The following is a 15,242-nucleotide window of genomic DNA, read 5'->3' as shown; positions in this document are numbered from 1 at the left end:
TACGGCCGGACCGCGCCGGGGTTAACCGGCGACCGGCAACAGATCGAGCAGGGCATCCTGCTCCGGCCGCGCCGCCACCCGTACGCTTCGCCACGGCGCCACTCCCTCGTCGCCATACGCACGGGCAGCCTCCGCGACCGCGGGGCTGAGGCAGAACGCATCGACCGTACGACAACGATCGACCAGCCCCGCCTCGGCCAGCAGCCTAACAAAGGATGCGGCAGTTCGGGGAGAGAAAAACAACACGCCGTCGAGCCCCGACGTACGCAAAAACGTCGCGGTCTCGTCCGACAGGGTTAGCGCGGGTACGGCATCGTACATCACGCTGCGCCGCAGCGTGAACCCGGCTGCCCCCAGCAGCCCGGCAAGGTCGCCCGCCACCTTGCTCCCCGCCGCATGCAGGAGCGTACCGGCGGCGGGATCGCGCAGCAGGCGGACACGCTCGGCGAGCGCGTACACGTCGCCCGACGCGCTGTCGACCTCGGTGAAACCGGCCGCCCGCGCCGCCCGCGCCGTGGCGTCGCCGACGGCGTGCACCGGGCGGTCGCGCCGCCCTGTACGTTTGGCATAGGCGCGTACGCCGTTCGCGCTGGTGAACAGCAGGGCTTGTACGTCGGAGAGATCCGGCTCCGGCCCGTCGAGCCAGAGCATGGACAGCATCGGCTCCACCGCCACGGCATGGCCGAGCGCTTCCAGCCGGCGTACCAGCGGCTCTGCATCCTCGGCCGGACGGGTCACCAGCAGGCGGGTCCGCGGCCGGCCGGAAGAGGGCTGGGGCTGTTTTCCCATCATGCGGAAAACCCGGCCAAGGTGAAGGTCAGTGTGGTGCCGCGGTGAAGAAATCGGGCGGCAGCTGCGCCCGGATCTCGGCTCCGGCGTCGCTGCCCAGCGACTCGGCGTCGGCTGCCTTGCCGCGGCGTTCGGCGCGGAAGATGCTGCGGCCGTCGTGCGACAGCACCTTGGCGCGCAGGTGCAGGTCGTCGCCGTCCAGCACCGCCAATGCGGCGATGGGGGTACGGCAGGATCCGTCGAGGGCGGCCAGCAAAGCTCGCTCCGCGGTCACCCGGACCGTGGTTTCCGCACAGTTCAGCGGGGCCAGCAGGGCGCGGGTGGTGGTGTCGTCGCTGCGGATCTCGATGCCGATGGCACCCTGGGCGACCGCGGGCAGCATGGTTTCCGGTTCCAGCACCGCGGTGATGCGGTCCGTCAGGCCCAGCCGGCGCAGGCCCGCCAGCGCCAGCAGGGTGGCGTCCACCTCTCCGGCGTCCAGCTTCGACAGGCGGGTCTGCACGTTGCCGCGCAGGGGGACGATCTTCAGGTCGGGACGCAGCTCCAGCACCTGGGCCTGTCGGCGCAGCCCGGCGGTGCCGACCACGGCGCCGGCCGGCAGGTCGGCCAGGCCGCCGCCGGACCGGGCGAAGAAGGCGTCGCGCGGATCCTCGCGCGGCAGCAGGGTGGCGATCTCCAGCCCGTCGGGAAGCTGGGTCGGCACGTCCTTCATCGAATGGACGGCGAGGTCGGCGCGGCCGTCGAACAGCGCCTCCTCCAGCTCCTTGGTGAACAGGCCCTTGCCGCCGGCTTCCGCCAGGGTGCGGTCGAGGATGCGATCGCCGGTGGTCTTGAAGACGACGATCTCGATGGCGCCCGGGGCGGCGAGATGCGGGTGGACGGCGATCAGGCGGTCGCGGGTTTCATGGGCCTGCGCCAGCGCCAGCGGGCTGCCGCGCGTCCCGATACGGAGCGGGTGGGTCGTCATAGGGCGTGTTCTAGGGGATCCGCGCAGCTTTGCAAGGATTCGTCGCCCTGCCATACCGAAGATTGAGGCGGATCAAATTTCACGCTTCGCCGCCGGGTGCGGCCACGCAACTGCGTCCTGTACCCGGCGGGCCAAGGCGGCTAACTTGGCGCCATGATCGTTCTTGGAATCGAAACGAGCTGCGACGAGACGGCCGCCGCCGTCGTCACAGATGCGCGCGAGATCCGCGCCGACGTCGTGCTGTCGCAGCTGGACGACCACACGCCCTATGGCGGCGTCGTCCCGGAAATCGCCGCCCGCGCCCATCTGCAGCATCTCGACGGGCTGATCCGCCGCGCGATGGACGAGGCCGGGATCGGCTTCGGCGACCTCGATGCGGTGGCGGCAACCGGCGGGCCGGGGCTGATCGGCGGCGTCATCGTCGGCGTGATGACCGCCAAGGCCATCGCCGCGGCGCGCGGGCTTCCCTTCGTCGCCGTCAATCATCTGGAAGGCCACGCGCTGACCGCCCGGCTGACCGACGACGTCGCCTTTCCCTATCTGCTTCTGCTGGTGTCGGGCGGCCATTGCCAGCTGCTGGCGGTCGAGGGGGTGGGGCGTTACCGCCGGCTCGGCACCACCATCGACGACGCGGTGGGCGAGGCGTTCGACAAGACCGCCAAGCTGCTGGGGCTGGGCTATCCCGGCGGACCGCTGGTGGAGAAGGCGGCGGCGCGGGCGACCAATCCGGCGCGCTTCGAGCTGCCGCGGCCGATGCTGGGGCGCCCGGGCTGCGATTTCTCCTTCTCCGGGTTGAAGACCGCGGTGCGGCGGCATGTGGAGGAGCTGGGAGGCGTGCTGTCGGAAACCGACCGCGACGACCTCGCCGCCGCCTTCCAGGCGACGGTGGCGGAGGTGCTGGCCGACCGCTGCGGCCGCGCCATCCGCCGCTTCAAGGAGGAGCATCCGCAGGGCGGTGCCCTGGTGGTCGCCGGCGGCGTCGCCGCCAACAAGGCGATCCGCAGCCGGCTGTCGATGCTGGCGGAGAAGCAGCGCATGCGGTTCGTCGCCCCGCCGCTCCGCCTGTGCACCGACAACGCGGCGATGATCGCCTGGGCCGGGATCGAGCGCTTCCGGCTGGGCGAGAGCGACCCGTTGAACTTCGCCCCCCGCCCGCGCTGGCCGCTGGACCCGGACGCGGCGCCGGTGATCGGGCGCGCGGGCGTCGGGGCGGGGGTGAAGGCGTGAGATTTCCCTCTCCCGCCCCGGGAGAGGGAAGGGGCCCGCTAAGCGGGAAGGGTGAGGGGTGGTGCAAAGGGTTATGCGCTTCCGGTTCCTTGGATCACCCCTCACCCTCCCCACGCCTTCGGCGCGGGTCCCCTCCCTCTCCCGGGACGGGAGAGGGTTTTGACCGGAATGGATACGTGGCGAGATGAAAACGATGTCCCCCTCTCCCCTCCGCCGCATCGGCGTCGTCGGTGGCGGCGCCTGGGGCACGGCGCTGGCACTGGCGGCGTTGCGGGCCGGACGCGAGACGCTGCTGTGGGCGCGCGAACCCGCGGTGGTGGAGGCGATGAGCATCCGCCGCGAGAACCGCGACTATCTGCCCGGCGTTCCGCTGCCCGACGCGCTGCGGGTCACCGGCGACTTGGGCGACCTCGGCGACTGCGACGCGGTGCTGCTGGTGTCGCCGGCCCAGCATGCGCGCAGCGTCACCGCGCGGATGGCGCCGCTGCTGAAGCCGGGCGCGTCCGTGGTCGTCTGCGCCAAGGGGATCGAGCTGGACAGCCACGCGCTGATGAGCGAGGCGGTCGCGGCCTCCCTGCCGGGCGGCAACCCGGTGGCGATCCTGTCCGGCCCGACCTTCGCGGCGGAGGTGGCGCGCGGGCTGCCGACGGCGGTGACGCTGGCCTGCGCCGACGAGGCGCTGGGCACGGCGCTGGTCGCCGCCCTGGGCAGCCGCACCTTCCGGCCCTACCGCTCGGACGATGTCGTCGGCTCGCAGATCGGCGGGGCGGTGAAGAATGTGCTGGCCATCGCCTGCGGCGTGGTCGAGGGCCGGCGGCTGGGCGACAACGCCCGCGCCGCGCTGATCACCCGTGGGCTGGCCGAGATCACCCGGCTGGCGCTGGCGCTCGGCGGCCGGGCGGAGACCCTGATGGGGCTGTCGGGTCTGGGCGACCTGACGCTGACCTGCTCCAGCCTGCAGTCGCGCAACATGTCGCTGGGCGCGGCGCTGGGCGAGGGCAAGGCGCTGGCCGAGATCCTGGCGGTGCGCCGGTCGGTGGCGGAAGGCGTCTACACCGCCGCCGCGGTGGTCGGGCTGGCGGCGAAGCTGGGCGTCGACATGCCGATCTGCGCCGCGGTCGACGCCATCCTGAACCGGGGCGCCGGGCTGGACGAGACCATCGACGGGCTGCTGTCGCGACCCTTCCGGGGCGAGGGGGTTTAGGGTCCGTCGGATCGCCTTATGTAAGGGAACCGGAAGCGGCCTTATGTGAGGGGAACAGGAATGACGTCTCGCCCTGGATGTGCATGCGCGGTCGCCGTCATGGCCCTGATGGTCGTGACGTTCACCGGAGCGGCCACGGCGGGAGAACTCCGCGCGACCGTCCGCAACGTCAAGCCCAACCAGGGCAAGGTGATGGTGGCGTTGTTCGACAGCGCAGAAGCGGAGAAGGCCAAGACACCGCGCGCCGGCTATTTCGCCGCCGCGTTGGGGACGGAGCTGCAGGTGGTCTTTCCCGACCTGCCGGCCGGGCGCTACGGGCTGATCGCCTTCCAGGATCTGGACAACAACGGCGAACTCGCCACCGGCCTGTTCGGCATTCCAGCCGAACCGCACGGCTTCAGCCGCTCCGCCCGCGGCAGCTTCGGTCCGCCCAGCTTCGACGATTATGCGGTGGCGGTCGGCGCCGCGGGCGTGGCGACGACGGAGATCCGGCTGGTGGAGTGATCACTCACCTGTGCAGGCAGCCCTCCTGGCGCCAGCGGGCGAGATAGTCGTCCAGGCCGCGGCCGGGGATTTCGTCGAACCGGCGATCCAGCGCCAGCAGGGTTTCCATGCGGTCGATGCGGAAACTGCGGAACTCTTCGCGCAGTTCGCACCAGGCGCCGAGCGTCCACACCCGGCCCCAGAAGAACAGGCCCAGCGGCTGGACCGCACGGGCGGAATGGGTGCCGTCCTCGCGCCGGTAGTCGAACAGCACGACGCGCTTGGCGTTGATGGCGCAGCGCAGCACGTCCATCCGCTCGCGTAAGGGGGCGGGGAAGGAGAAATCGGGGACGAAGACGCGGCTGTCGGCCAGCTCACGCCGTCGCGCCTCCGGTACCACCGCCTCCACCTTGTCGAGCGCGCGGGCGGCGGCATCGGCAAGAGCCCCGCCGATCCAGGCGCGGGCGAGGCGGGCGCCGACCACCAGTGCCTCCACCTCGTCCTGGGTGAACATCAGCGGCGGCAGGTCGTAGCCGTCGCGCAGCAGATAGCCGACGCCGGCCTCGCCTTCCACCGGAACGCCGGAGGAGGCGAGGTCGCGCATGTCGCGGTAGACGGTGCGCTCCGACACCTCCAGGCACCGTGCCAGTTCGGCAGCCGTCACCAGCCGCCCCTTGCGGAGATGCTGGACGATCTGGAACAGGCGGTCGGCGCGGCGCATGGCGACGGCTCCGGCTGATAAGGTCAGTGCATCGAATAGAGGCCGATGCGGTTGCCTTCGCTGTCGATGAGCTGGGCGAAATAGCCGATCTCCGGGGTGATCAGCGTCTTCGGCACGACGATGGTGGCGCCGGCCTGCTCGGCACGGGCCAGCGGGGCGGACAAATCGTCGCCGCCGTTCAGGTAGACGGTGGTGCCGTCGGCGCCGGGCTTGCAGGCCTCATGCTGGATCAGGCAGCCCTTGACGGCCATGCCCTCGGCCGGGAAGACGGCCATGGTCATGCCGCTGGGGCAGGGTTCCTGGACCATCTTGACGGCGAAGACGGCCTCGTAGAAGCGGACGGCGCGGGCGAGGTCGGTGACCGGGATCTCGAACCAGGTGACGACGTGCGGGTTGTTCATCGGATTGGCTCCTGACAGGGGAGAGAGGAATGTTCGTGGTTCGTGCCGGCACGCCCCCTTGATAGCACACCCTCTCCTGACAGCGTGATGTCAGGAGCAATCGGCTCCCTCAATGAAAATTGCGGCCCTTGGGGAAGGGACCCGCCGCGGGGCGCTCCCCGCCGGTCAGCTCGGCCAGCCGGTGGGTCAGGTCGATCAGCGACTCCACGCGCAGATGCACCACACCGTCGTGACTTTGCACCCGGCCGGTGGCGGCCATCATCCGGGCGGTCATGATCGGGCGGCGGAAGGTCTCGAAGGCATCGGGCATGACGACGAGGTTGGCGATCCCGGTCTCGTCCTCCAGCGTGAGGAAGACGACGCCTTCGGCGCTGCCGGGGCGCTGGCGGACGAGGACCAGGCCGGCGGTGGTCAGGCGGCGGCCGTCGCGCGTCCGGACCAGCCGCTCCGCCGGGGTGACGCCGGGGAGGCCGTCGCGCAGCAGCGCCAGCGGGTGGGCCTTCAGCGACAGCGACAGGCTGGTGTAGTCCATCACCACATGCTCGCCCAGCGCCATGACCGGCAGCGGGGCCTCGGGTTCCTCGGCCATTGGGTTGTATGGGGGGCCGTCGAGCCGCGCGAACAGTGGCAGCGGCGTGTCGCCCAGCGCCCGCACCGCCCACAGGGCCGCCCGGCGATCAAGCCCGACGGAGTGGAAAGCATCGGCCTTGGCGAGCTTTTCCAATGCCGCGACCGGCAGGCGGGCGCGGCGCCAAAGGTCGTAGGGGTCGCGGTAGCCGCCGGCGCGGGAAAGGACGAGGGATTCGGCATGGGCTTGGGTGAAGCCCTTGATGAGCCGGAGGCCGAGTCGGAGGGTCATCTCCCTCTCCCCCCCGGGGAGAGGGTCGGGGTGAGGGGGACGCATCTCGTGGACATCTTCGGCTACGCCGAACCCCCTCATCCTAACCTTCTCCCCGGGGGGGAGAAGGGATTGGTCCTGGGGTTCGATGGTGCAATCCCATCCCGACAGGTTCACGTCCGGCGGCAGCACGGTCACGCCATGCTCCTTTGCGTCGCGGACGATCTGGGCCGGGGCGTAGAAGCCCATGGGCTGGCTGTTCAGCAGGGCGGCGGCGAAGATGGCGGGGTGGTGGCGCTTGATCCAGGCCGAGACATAGACCAGCAGCGCGAAGCTGGCGGCGTGGCTTTCCGGGAAGCCGTATTCGCCGAAGCCCTCGATCTGCTTGAAGCAACGCTCGGCGAAGGCGGGATCGCAGCCGTTGGCGGTCATGCCGGCGATGAACTTGTCGTGGAACCGCTGGACCTTTCCGGTCTTGCGGAAGGCCGCCATGGCGCGGCGCAACTGGTCGGCCTCCTCGGCGGTGAAACCGGCGCCGACCATGGCGACCTTCATCGCCTGTTCCTGGAACAGCGGGACGCCCAGCGTCCTGTGGAGGACCGGTTCCAGCACCGGCATCGGATAGGTGATGTCTTCCGCCCCGCTGCGGCGGCGCAGGTAGGGATGGACCATGCCGCCCTGGATCGGGCCGGGGCGGACGATGGCGACCTCGATCACCAGATCGTAGAATTTCTTCGGCTTCAGCCGGGGCAGCATGCTCATCTGCGCGCGGCTTTCGACCTGGAAGACGCCCAGGCTGTCGGCCCGCCCCAGCATCTCGTAGACCGCCTTGTCCTCCTGGGGCAGGGTGGCGAGGGTCCAGCGCGTCCCATGCACCCGTTCGATCAGGTCGAAGGCACGATGGATGCAGGTCAGCATGCCCAGCGCCAGCACGTCGACCTTGAGGATGCCCAGCGCGTCGATGTCGTCCTTGTCCCACTCGATGGTGGTGCGGTCCTCCATCGCCGCGTTGGCGACCGGGCAGAGGTCGGACAACGGGCCGCGGGTGATGACGAAGCCGCCGACATGCTGCGACAGGTGGCGGGGGAAGCCCATCAACTCGTGGGCAAGCTCCAGCGTGCGCTTGAGCCTCGGGTCGTCCGGGTCGACGCCGAGCGAGCGGGCGCGTTCCTCGTCCACCCCCTGGCCGCTCCAGCCCCAGATCGAGCCGGTCAGCCGCGCCACCAGATCGGCCGAAAGCCCCATCGCCTTGCCGACCTCGCGCAGGGCGCTGCGGGCGCGGTAGCGGATGACGGTGGCGGTCAGGCCGGCGCGGGCGCGGCCGTATTTTTTGTAGATGTACTGGATCACCTCCTCGCGCTTTTCATGTTCGAAATCGACGTCGATGTCCGGCGGCTCGTCGCGGGCGCTGGAGATGAAGCGCTCGAACAGCAGATCGACCTCGGTGGGATCGACCGAGGTGATGCCCAGGCAATAGCAGACGGCGGAGTTGGCGGCGCTGCCGCGGCCCTGGCACAGGATGTCCTGTTTCCTGGCGAATCGGACGATGTCGTGGACGGTCAGGAAGTAAGGGGCATAGCGGCGCTCGGCGATCAGGGCCAGTTCGCGCTCCACCGTCCGGCGCACCGTGTCGGGAATGCCGCCGGGATAGCGTTTGGTTGCTCCCTCCCAGGTCAAGGCGACCAGCGTGTCCTGCGGATCGCGGCCCTCCGCCACCTCGTCGGGATAGTCGTAACGCAGCTCGTCCAGCGAGAAGCGGCAGGCTTCGGCAATCTCCACCGTGCGGGCGACGGCGTCGGGATGGTCGCGGAACAGGCGGACCATCTCGACGGCCGGCTTCAGGTGGCGCTCGGCATTGGCGGACAGCCGCCAACCGGCCTCGTCGATGGTGGTGTGGTGGCGGATGCAGGTCATCACGTCGGCCAGCGCCCGCCGCCCGGCGCCGTGATAGAGCACGTCGTTGGTGGCGACCAACGGCACCCCTTCCGCCTCCGCCAATCCGGCCAGCCAGCGCAGCCGCCGGGCGTCGTCGCCCTGGTAGCGGTGGCTCGCCGCCAGATGGAGCTGCCCGCGAGCGAGCCCGCTGCGCCAGGCGCGCAGCTCGCGCAGGAAGGAGTCGTCGCGCCGGTCGGGAGCAAGCAGCAGGAACAGCATGCCCTCGGCATGGGCCAGAACGTCGGCACGGGCGATGAAGCATTCGCCCTTCGGCGCCCGCATCTTGCCCAGCGTCAGCAGCCGGGACAGCCGGGCATAGGCGGCGCGGTCGGTCGGATAGGCCAGCAGGCTGTCGGCATCGGTCAGGTCGAGCCGGCAGCCGATCAGCGCCCGGATGCCCGCCTTCTTCGCCGCGGCATGCATCTGCACCACGCCGGCCAGCGAATTGCGGTCCGTCACCCCCACCGCCGCCAGTCCCAGCGCCGAGGCGGTCATCGCCAGCTCGTCGGGGTGCGACGCCCCCTCAAGGAAGCTGAAGCTGGTGGCGACCTGCAGTTCGGCGTAACGGATCACGGCGGGGCTCCCCGGCACGGACGGATGGGTTCGTGCGGGGATGATAGTCCAAAAATGGGACTAATGTCATTATTGCGGCGAGGGCGAGTATTTGTTTGAGGGTCTTACCCTGGATAGGACTCTATACCCAGGACCGTGAAGCCCTTGTTCTGGGGGAAACGGGCGTTGACCTTTTCTCGGGCCTTGTTCTCGTCCAACGCCCAAACCAGGAAGCGGCGACCGCGCTTCCAGCTGTCCAGCGCGGTGGAGGTGAGGTTGGCGTTGACCCGGGCGCCGTAGTCGGCGTTGACCACCCGCAGAAGCCAGCCCTGGTCCTTCTGGGTGCGGCGGTCGTCCAGCACATAGATGCGGCGGTCGGCGGTACCGGCGACCTTCAGGCGTTGTTCGAGATCCTCGCAGCCCATCTCGGCCATCGCCTTGCGGCGGCGGGCGTCGCGCAGGTCGCGCGCCTGCTGGAGGGTGACGCGGGCGACCCTCTTGATCCGTTCCACCTGCGCCTGCTTGCGCGAGACGGCGGTGGCGATCCGCTCCTCCGACGTCTTCAGACGGCGCAGCGCCAGCAGGAGCGACACGGCCAGCGAGGCGAGGCCGACCAGGCCGGCGAAGACATAAGGTATGCTGTCCATGGCGCGTCCTTTTGCGACTGGAGGGTCAACCGGCCTTGGCGATGGGGGTGTCGGCGGACAGGAACTCCTGCATCCGCGTCACCGCATAGCCGAAGGCGGGCGGGTAGCGCCGCTCGATCTCCATCCGTGCCTCCGCCATCGAACGCGCCCACACCTCGATCATCTGCGGCTGGGCCCAACTGGGGTCGACCAGCGCATGCTGGCTCTGCTGGACGGCACCGGTGCCGACGTATTTGTTCACGACCATGGCGACGTAGCAGGGGCTGCTCTGGAGCTCTTCGCCGATCAGACGAACCAGTCGCTCGCCGGATTGGCGCGACTCCTCGATCTGGCGTTCCATCGCCTTGCGCTGGCGCAGCACATCCTCGACTCCGCCGTCCAGTTCCTTCAGCTCGAGGATGCGGTCGGCGCGGCGGGCTTCCAACTTCGTTTCCATCTTGGCGCGGCGGGCGATGGCGTCGCGGACCCCTTCCGACCCGTGCCGGCGCTCGATCGCGCGTTCGCCGAACAGGATGACCAGCTTGCCGATGCCGAACCCCAGGCCCGCCAGCCCGAAGGCGGAGATGAGCGTGTTGCTGTAGTTCTGCCACATGTGCGAACCCCTGATGGGGAAGGCCATCCGAATGGATGCTTCCGCATAAAGGAGTAACCCCTCGTCTCCCGCCGTTCAATCATGGCGCTGTAACGATATTTCACATGAAACATGCCGGTGTGGCGGCCGACTCGGAAGCGTCCGTGCGGCCCGCGAGGATGGGTGCACGATATCGACGGCGATGCGACGGTGCGGAGTGCCACGGCCGCCCTATATCGTTTTGCATCCATCACAGTGAAAATGGCGGCGGATCGGTCGGGCCGGTGGCGCGTTTCGCCATTCGGTGCTTGCGCGGTCACGCCGGGCCACCTTAGGCATGGCCGTGGGTTTGAAACGATCGGAGCGGACCGGGGATGGAAGCAAGCATGGATGGGCGGGAGCACGCGGCCAAGCTGCGCGCGCTCGCGCTGGGGGCGCTCGGTGTCGTCTACGGCGACATCGGCACCAGCCCGCTCTACACGCTGCGCGAATGCCTGACCGAGGGCGGCGGCTTCCCGCTGACGCCGGAGGTCATACTGGGGGTGTTGTCCCTGATCTTCTGGGCGCTGATCATCACGGTGACGGTGAAGTACGTCGTCTTCATCATGCGCGCCGACAACCAGGGCGAGGGCGGCATCCTGGCGTTGACGGCGCTGGCGCTGCGCGGCATGCGGCCGGGGCACCGGCGCACCGGGGTGGTCATGGCGATCGGCGTAATGGGCGCCTCGCTGTTCTACGGCGACAGCCTGATCACCCCCGCCATCTCGGTGCTGAGCGCGGTGGAAGGGCTGCATGTCGTGGCGCCCGCCCTGGACGCCTACGTCATCCCGATCACGCTGACCATCCTGACCGGGCTGTTCGTGCTGCAGCGCTTCGGCACGGAGAGGGTCGGCAAGCTGTTCGGGCCGGTGATGCTGGTCTGGTTCCTGACGCTGGGGGGATTGGGGCTCTGGCAGATCGTGCGCTATCCCGGCGTGCTCGCGGCGATCTGGCCCGGCCATGCGGTGGAGATGCTGTTCCAGCATGGCTGGCACGGCTTCCTGCTGCTGGGGGCGGTGGTCCTGGCGGTGACGGGGGCGGAGGCGCTCTATGCCGACATGGGCCATTTCGGCCGCAAGCCGATCCGCGGCGCTTGGTACACCATCGTGCTGCCGTCGCTGCTGCTGTGCTATTTCGGGCAGGGCGCCCTGCTGCTGCACGAACCGGAAGCCATCGAGAACCCCTTCTTCCATCTGGCGCCGGACTGGGCGCAGGTGCCGCTGCTGCTGCTGGCCACCGCCGCCACCGTCATTGCCGGGCAGGCGGTGATCTCCGGCGCCTATTCGGTGACGCTGCAGGCGATGCATCTGCGCTACCTGCCGCGGATGGAGGTGATGCACACGTCGGAGCACGAGAAGGGTCAGATCTACATGCCGCAGCTGACCTGGCTGCTGCTGGCCGGTGTCATCCTGCTGGTGCTGAGCTTCCAGACCTCCAGCAATCTCGCCGCCGCCTACGGCATCGCGGTGACCGGCACGATGGTGGCGACCACGCTACTGGCCTACAAGGTCGCGCGCTCGCTCGGCCGCTGGAAGCTGTGGCAGGCGGTGCTGGCGCTGGTGGTGTTCCTGTCGGTCGATCTGGCGTTCTTCCTGGCCAACCTGGTCAAGGTGGAGGAGGGCGGCTGGTTCCCGCTGGTTGTCGGCGCGGCGGTCTTCCTGCTGATGGCGACCTGGCGGCGTGGGCGCGAGGTGGTGCGCAAGCGGCTGGCCGAGGATGCGCTGCCCTTCGACATGCTGCTGGAGCGGCTGAAGAGCGGGTCGGTGCAGCGGGTGCCGGGCACCGCGGTCTTCCTGACCGGCAACCCGCGCGGCCTGCCGCCGGGCCTGCTGCACAGCATGAAGCACTACAAGGTGCTGCACCAGCGCGTCGTGCTGCTGACCGTCGACATCGAGGACGTGCCCCATGTGCCGGACGACCAGCGTTTCGAGTTGAAGGCGCTGTCCGCCGGGTTCTTCCGGCTGATCGTCCATTTCGGCTTCAAGGACGAGCCGGACATTCCGCAGGCGCTGGAGATCAGGCGCATCCCGGGATTGCCCTTCGAGCCGATGGAAACCACCTATTTCGTCAGCCGCGAGACGCTGATCCGCACCCATGGCAAGTCCGGCCTGCCGCGCTGGCAGGAACCGCTGTTCATCTTCCTGTCGAAGCTGTCGTCCAGCGCCTCGGAGTATTTCTGCATCCCGCCCAACCGGGTGGTCGAACTGGGCATGCAACTGGAGATCTGAGATGTATCGGGGCGGGCAGGGTTTCCCGGACAGACTTTGTCTCCCCGGGCGGCGTAGGGGGCGAATTTCGGCTTGGGCACCCTCCGTTCCGACGAAACGCCGGGTGCCCCACCACAAAGGCCGGGTCTGCTCCTAAGCAGGTTTCTCCAGATCGGGCCATAGGCCCGGCCTGGAGAAACCTGCGGACTCTATGGTTTTGCAGGTTTTCCGAGCCCGCCCATTTGTGGGCGGAGTTCGGAAAACCTGCTTAGAAAGACGTCAGCGCCGGACCATCGGCGCCAGATCCTTGCGGATGCCGGCGTCGAGCCGGGCGTTCAGGTCCTCCATCATCCGGCGGGTGATGTCTAGGAAGGTGGCCTCGCGGTCGGCCAGCGAGATGTTCTCCGCCACGCTGGTGGAGTGGGTGACGGTGGACCGGGTCACGCCGCGGAAGCCGCCGTTGCCGGTGTCCGGCACCTCGCCGGCGATCTCGACCTCGATCCGGCCGTCATAGCGCTGGGCCTGATCGTTGCTGAAATAGCCGGTGAGGCCCTTCTTGGTCGGCAGCGCCACCTCGACGATGCTGGCGTCGCGGATGGTGACGCGCACCCGCCCCGTCCCGCCGGTCGCCTGCAAGCGTTCCGCCGCCCAGCGCCGCACCGCCTCGGCCGGCGGGACGGCGGAGCGCCCTTCCACATGCTTGGCCCCCGTCGGCCGGTAGGCGTCGACCACGTCGATGGTGCCGGCATTCAGCACGATCGGCCCGAAATTGGAGAAATCGACCGGGCGGGGGGCCGGGCGCGGCGGCGTGCTCTGGCAGGCGGCGAGCAGGAGGGTGACCGTTCCGGCGGCAAGGACGAGGCGGCGCGACAGCATGGGGACTCCGGGTGAGGGAGAATGATTGAACAAAGGGGCGGCACTATAGCCGGCATGATCGACGGGCGCACCACGACCATTCCGGTGAACGACTTCCGGGTTGCGTCAACCGTCCGGCAGGTTTCGCGAGAGGTCCCCGAGCAGGACCGGCAGGTCGCGGGCACCATGAAGGATGCGGACGATCAGTGGGGGCTGCCGCTCCGCATTGTAGACGAGGATGTAGGGGAAGCCGGTCAGGCTGACGAAGCGGTAGGGCGGTGCGGCCAAGTCCGGACGCAACACCCCGGCCAGGGGATGAGTGCCGATACGTTGCGCGGTCCGTGCGATGGTATCGCGCAAAGCACGAGCGGCGCCGGGATCGTCCTGGGCGATCCAGCGGATTGCCGCCAACAGATCGCGGCGCGCCGCCGGTGACAGGAGCGCGACGGTCATCGGTTGCGGGAGGCCATGCTGGAGTCGATGATGGCGTCGGCTTCGGCCAGGACATCGTCGATGGCGACGCCGCCGTCACGGTCGGCTTCGGCTTCGGCCTGCGACAGCATGGCGTTGAAAGTCAGCCGCCGCTCTTCGGCCTCCTGCAACAGGCGCAGGCCGGAGCGCACCACCTCGCTCACATTGTTGTAGCGCCCGCCTTCGACACAGTCGCGGGCGAATCGCTCCAACTCGGGGGTGAGATGCACGTTGGTCGCCATCGCCGTCCTCCCATGAAGATCTTATGTCAAGGATTGACATAAGTATGGGCGATGCCGGTGGAGGACGCAAGCGGGAGTCCGGTGCCTGTCGGCACCGGTCCCGGCACACTGCTTACGCGCCATAGACGCGGTCGAGATCCGCGTCGGTGAAGTGGTAATCGGTCGAGCAGAACTGGCAGGTCACCTCGACCCGGCCGTCGTCGATCTTCAGTTCCTGCACCTCTTCGCGGGGCAGGCTGCGCAGCATGGTCTCCACCCGCTCGCGCGAGCAGCGGCAGCCGAAGCGCAGGGCGTTGCCTTCGTAGACCCGCACCCCGTCCTCGTGGAACAGGCGGTAGAGCAGGTCGGCGGCCGGCAACTCGGTCGACAGCAGCTCGTCGCCGGACACGCTGGCCATCAGCGCCATGGCGCGGTGCCAATCATCCTCGTTGTCCGACGGGGTCAACCCCTGTTCCTGCGGCAGGCGCTGGACCATGATGCCGCCGGTGCGCCAGGGACCGAAGGAGCCGTCCGGCAGCACCGCGCGGTCGACCGATACGGTCAGGCCGGTGTCGATCTGCTCCGACTGGCGGAAGTAATGCTGGACGCAGTCGGTCAGCGTCTTGCCGTACAGCTCGACGATGCCCTGGTAGCGGTCGGTGTCGGGACCCTGGTCCACCGTGAAGGCGATGTAGCCCTTGCCCAGCAGCGCAGCCGCCGGGGCGATGTCGACGTCCCGCTCGGCCTTGGCCAGCGCTTCCGGGTCGAACTGGGCATAGGCGCGCACGTCGCCGACCGAGGTGACGTCGGCCACCATCAGGCGGATCGGACCGTCGCCCTTGGTCTGGAGCGTGAAGATGCCCTCGTACTTCAGCATGCTGGCGAGCAGCACGGCCAGCGTCGCCGTCTCCGCCAGGAAGCGGGCGACGGTGGGCGGATAGTCGTGGCGGGTCAGGATCTCGTCGATCGCCGGTCCCAGCTTGATGATGCGGCCGCGCAGGCGCGACGCCTCGATCTGGAACGGCAGGACGAAATCATCGGTGAGCGGGCGGACGGACGGATCGTCCATAGGGCGAATTCCTTAAGACAGAGACCTGCAAGAGGGCGTAGGCCG

15 protein-coding genes are annotated in these 15,242 nt (G+C 69.0%); 4 read left to right on the top strand and 11 right to left on the bottom strand.

The genetic code is table 11. From position 1 onward, the window contains the following. Nucleotides 1–21: 21 nt before the first annotated feature. Entirely contained in the window at nt 22–792 is a 771-nt protein-coding gene (locus JHL17_RS08965) for a uroporphyrinogen-III synthase (protein WP_200192230.1), read from the bottom strand. A gap of 25 nt (nt 793–817) precedes the next feature. Then, the gene (gene hemC / locus JHL17_RS08960) at nt 818–1,756 is read right to left on the bottom strand and encodes a hydroxymethylbilane synthase (RefSeq protein ID WP_200192228.1); all 939 of its coding nucleotides are present in this window, start codon (nt 1,754–1,756) and stop codon (nt 818–820) included. A 153-nt stretch (nt 1,757–1,909) separates the two neighbouring features. Here hemC and tsaD point away from each other — a divergent pair, with 153 nt between their 5' ends. The 3 genes from tsaD (at nt 1,910) to JHL17_RS08945 (ending at nt 4,691) form a co-directional block, all read left to right on the top strand. Then, nucleotides 1,910–2,983: a tRNA (adenosine(37)-N6)-threonylcarbamoyltransferase complex transferase subunit TsaD gene (gene tsaD / locus JHL17_RS08955; protein WP_200192226.1), complete on the top strand. Its 1,074-nt coding sequence runs from the start codon at nt 1,910–1,912 to the stop codon at nt 2,981–2,983. Nucleotides 2,984–3,167: 184 nt separating this feature from the next. Beyond that, nucleotides 3,168–4,187: an NAD(P)H-dependent glycerol-3-phosphate dehydrogenase gene (locus JHL17_RS08950; RefSeq protein ID WP_200192224.1), complete on the top strand. Its 1,020-nt coding sequence runs from the start codon at nt 3,168–3,170 to the stop codon at nt 4,185–4,187. A gap of 99 nt (nt 4,188–4,286) precedes the next feature. After that, nucleotides 4,287–4,691 carry a DUF2141 domain-containing protein gene (locus JHL17_RS08945; RefSeq protein ID WP_200192222.1) on the top strand — a complete coding sequence of 135 codons (405 nt, stop codon included), beginning with the start codon at nt 4,287–4,289 and terminating at the stop codon, nt 4,689–4,691. A gap of 4 nt (nt 4,692–4,695) precedes the next feature. Here the strand turns inward: JHL17_RS08945 and JHL17_RS08940 are convergent, their stop codons facing one another. The 5 genes from JHL17_RS08940 to JHL17_RS08920 form a co-directional block, all read right to left on the bottom strand. Beyond that, the gene (locus tag JHL17_RS08940; RefSeq protein ID WP_200192220.1) at nt 4,696–5,391 is read right to left on the bottom strand and encodes a helix-turn-helix transcriptional regulator; all 696 of its coding nucleotides are present in this window, start codon (nt 5,389–5,391) and stop codon (nt 4,696–4,698) included. A gap of 23 nt (nt 5,392–5,414) precedes the next feature. Beyond that, a complete protein-coding gene (locus JHL17_RS08935) occupies nt 5,415–5,792 on the bottom strand; it encodes a VOC family protein (RefSeq protein ID WP_200192218.1) in 378 nt (125 codons plus the stop codon). Nucleotides 5,793–5,901: 109 nt separating this feature from the next. Then, a complete protein-coding gene (locus JHL17_RS08930; protein WP_200192216.1) occupies nt 5,902–9,138 on the bottom strand; it encodes an error-prone DNA polymerase in 3,237 nt (1,078 codons plus the stop codon). A 104-nt stretch (nt 9,139–9,242) separates the two neighbouring features. Continuing rightward, complete coding sequence (locus JHL17_RS08925; RefSeq protein WP_200192214.1) at nt 9,243–9,764, bottom strand: hypothetical protein; 522 nt, start codon at nt 9,762–9,764, stop codon at nt 9,243–9,245. 25 nt (nt 9,765–9,789) lie between these two features. Then, entirely contained in the window at nt 9,790–10,383 is a 594-nt protein-coding gene (locus JHL17_RS08920; protein ID WP_247893415.1) for a hypothetical protein, read from the bottom strand. Between the two features lie 338 nt (nt 10,384–10,721). On the opposite strand from JHL17_RS08920, the gene JHL17_RS08915 reads away from it, so the two are divergent. After that, nucleotides 10,722–12,602: a potassium transporter Kup gene (locus JHL17_RS08915; protein WP_247893414.1), complete on the top strand. Its 1,881-nt coding sequence runs from the start codon at nt 10,722–10,724 to the stop codon at nt 12,600–12,602. Between the two features lie 258 nt (nt 12,603–12,860). On the opposite strand, the gene JHL17_RS08910 is transcribed toward JHL17_RS08915, so the two are convergent. The 4 genes from JHL17_RS08910 to JHL17_RS08895 all read right to left on the bottom strand — a co-directional run bounded on the left by JHL17_RS08910 (nt 12,861) and on the right by JHL17_RS08895 (nt 15,197). Next, the gene (locus JHL17_RS08910; protein ID WP_200192210.1) at nt 12,861–13,457 is read right to left on the bottom strand and encodes a hypothetical protein; all 597 of its coding nucleotides are present in this window, start codon (nt 13,455–13,457) and stop codon (nt 12,861–12,863) included. 105 nt (nt 13,458–13,562) lie between these two features. After that, nucleotides 13,563–13,889 carry a type II toxin-antitoxin system RelE/ParE family toxin gene (locus tag JHL17_RS08905; protein WP_200192208.1) on the bottom strand — a complete coding sequence of 109 codons (327 nt, stop codon included), beginning with the start codon at nt 13,887–13,889 and terminating at the stop codon, nt 13,563–13,565. Continuing rightward, on the bottom strand, nt 13,886–14,149 hold the full coding sequence (locus tag JHL17_RS08900) for a type II toxin-antitoxin system ParD family antitoxin (RefSeq protein ID WP_200192206.1): 264 nt from the start codon (nt 14,147–14,149) through the stop codon (nt 13,886–13,888). The genes JHL17_RS08905 and JHL17_RS08900 overlap by 4 nt, the downstream gene beginning before the upstream one ends. Nucleotides 14,150–14,261: 112 nt before the next feature. Then, on the bottom strand, nt 14,262–15,197 hold the full coding sequence (locus JHL17_RS08895) for an Hsp33 family molecular chaperone (protein ID WP_200192204.1): 936 nt from the start codon (nt 15,195–15,197) through the stop codon (nt 14,262–14,264). Nucleotides 15,198–15,242: the final 45 nt, after the last annotated feature.

Source organism: Azospirillum endophyticum (assembly GCF_016595245.1).
GTDB classification, from domain to species: domain Bacteria; phylum Pseudomonadota; class Alphaproteobacteria; order Azospirillales; family Azospirillaceae; genus Azospirillum; species Azospirillum endophyticum.
The sequence above is the reverse complement of the archived record's forward strand: the minus strand, read 5'-3'. Positions and strand labels throughout refer to the sequence as shown.

Excerpts from the sequence above, each read along its gene's own strand:
- JHL17_RS08965 (WP_200192230.1), bottom strand. The coding sequence starts at position 792 with ATGATGGGAAAACAGCCCCAGCCCTCTTCCGGCCGGCCGCGGACCCGC.
- hemC (WP_200192228.1), bottom strand. The coding sequence starts at position 1,756 with ATGACGACCCACCCGCTCCGTATCGGGACGCGCGGCAGCCCGCTGGCG.
- tsaD (WP_200192226.1), top strand. The coding sequence starts at position 1,910 with ATGATCGTTCTTGGAATCGAAACGAGCTGCGACGAGACGGCCGCCGCC.
- JHL17_RS08950 (WP_200192224.1), top strand. The coding sequence starts at position 3,168 with ATGAAAACGATGTCCCCCTCTCCCCTCCGCCGCATCGGCGTCGTCGGT.
- JHL17_RS08945 (WP_200192222.1), top strand. The coding sequence starts at position 4,287 with ATGGCCCTGATGGTCGTGACGTTCACCGGAGCGGCCACGGCGGGAGAA.
- JHL17_RS08940 (WP_200192220.1), bottom strand. The coding sequence starts at position 5,391 with ATGCGCCGCGCCGACCGCCTGTTCCAGATCGTCCAGCATCTCCGCAAG.
- JHL17_RS08935 (WP_200192218.1), bottom strand. The coding sequence starts at position 5,792 with ATGAACAACCCGCACGTCGTCACCTGGTTCGAGATCCCGGTCACCGAC.
- JHL17_RS08925 (WP_200192214.1), bottom strand. The coding sequence starts at position 9,764 with ATGGACAGCATACCTTATGTCTTCGCCGGCCTGGTCGGCCTCGCCTCG.
- JHL17_RS08920 (WP_247893415.1), bottom strand. The coding sequence starts at position 10,383 with ATGGCCTTCCCCATCAGGGGTTCGCACATGTGGCAGAACTACAGCAAC.
- JHL17_RS08915 (WP_247893414.1), top strand. The coding sequence starts at position 10,722 with ATGGATGGGCGGGAGCACGCGGCCAAGCTGCGCGCGCTCGCGCTGGGG.
- JHL17_RS08910 (WP_200192210.1), bottom strand. The coding sequence starts at position 13,457 with ATGCTGTCGCGCCGCCTCGTCCTTGCCGCCGGAACGGTCACCCTCCTG.
- JHL17_RS08905 (WP_200192208.1), bottom strand. The coding sequence starts at position 13,889 with ATGACCGTCGCGCTCCTGTCACCGGCGGCGCGCCGCGATCTGTTGGCG.
- JHL17_RS08900 (WP_200192206.1), bottom strand. The coding sequence starts at position 14,149 with ATGGCGACCAACGTGCATCTCACCCCCGAGTTGGAGCGATTCGCCCGC.
- JHL17_RS08895 (WP_200192204.1), bottom strand. The coding sequence starts at position 15,197 with ATGGACGATCCGTCCGTCCGCCCGCTCACCGATGATTTCGTCCTGCCG.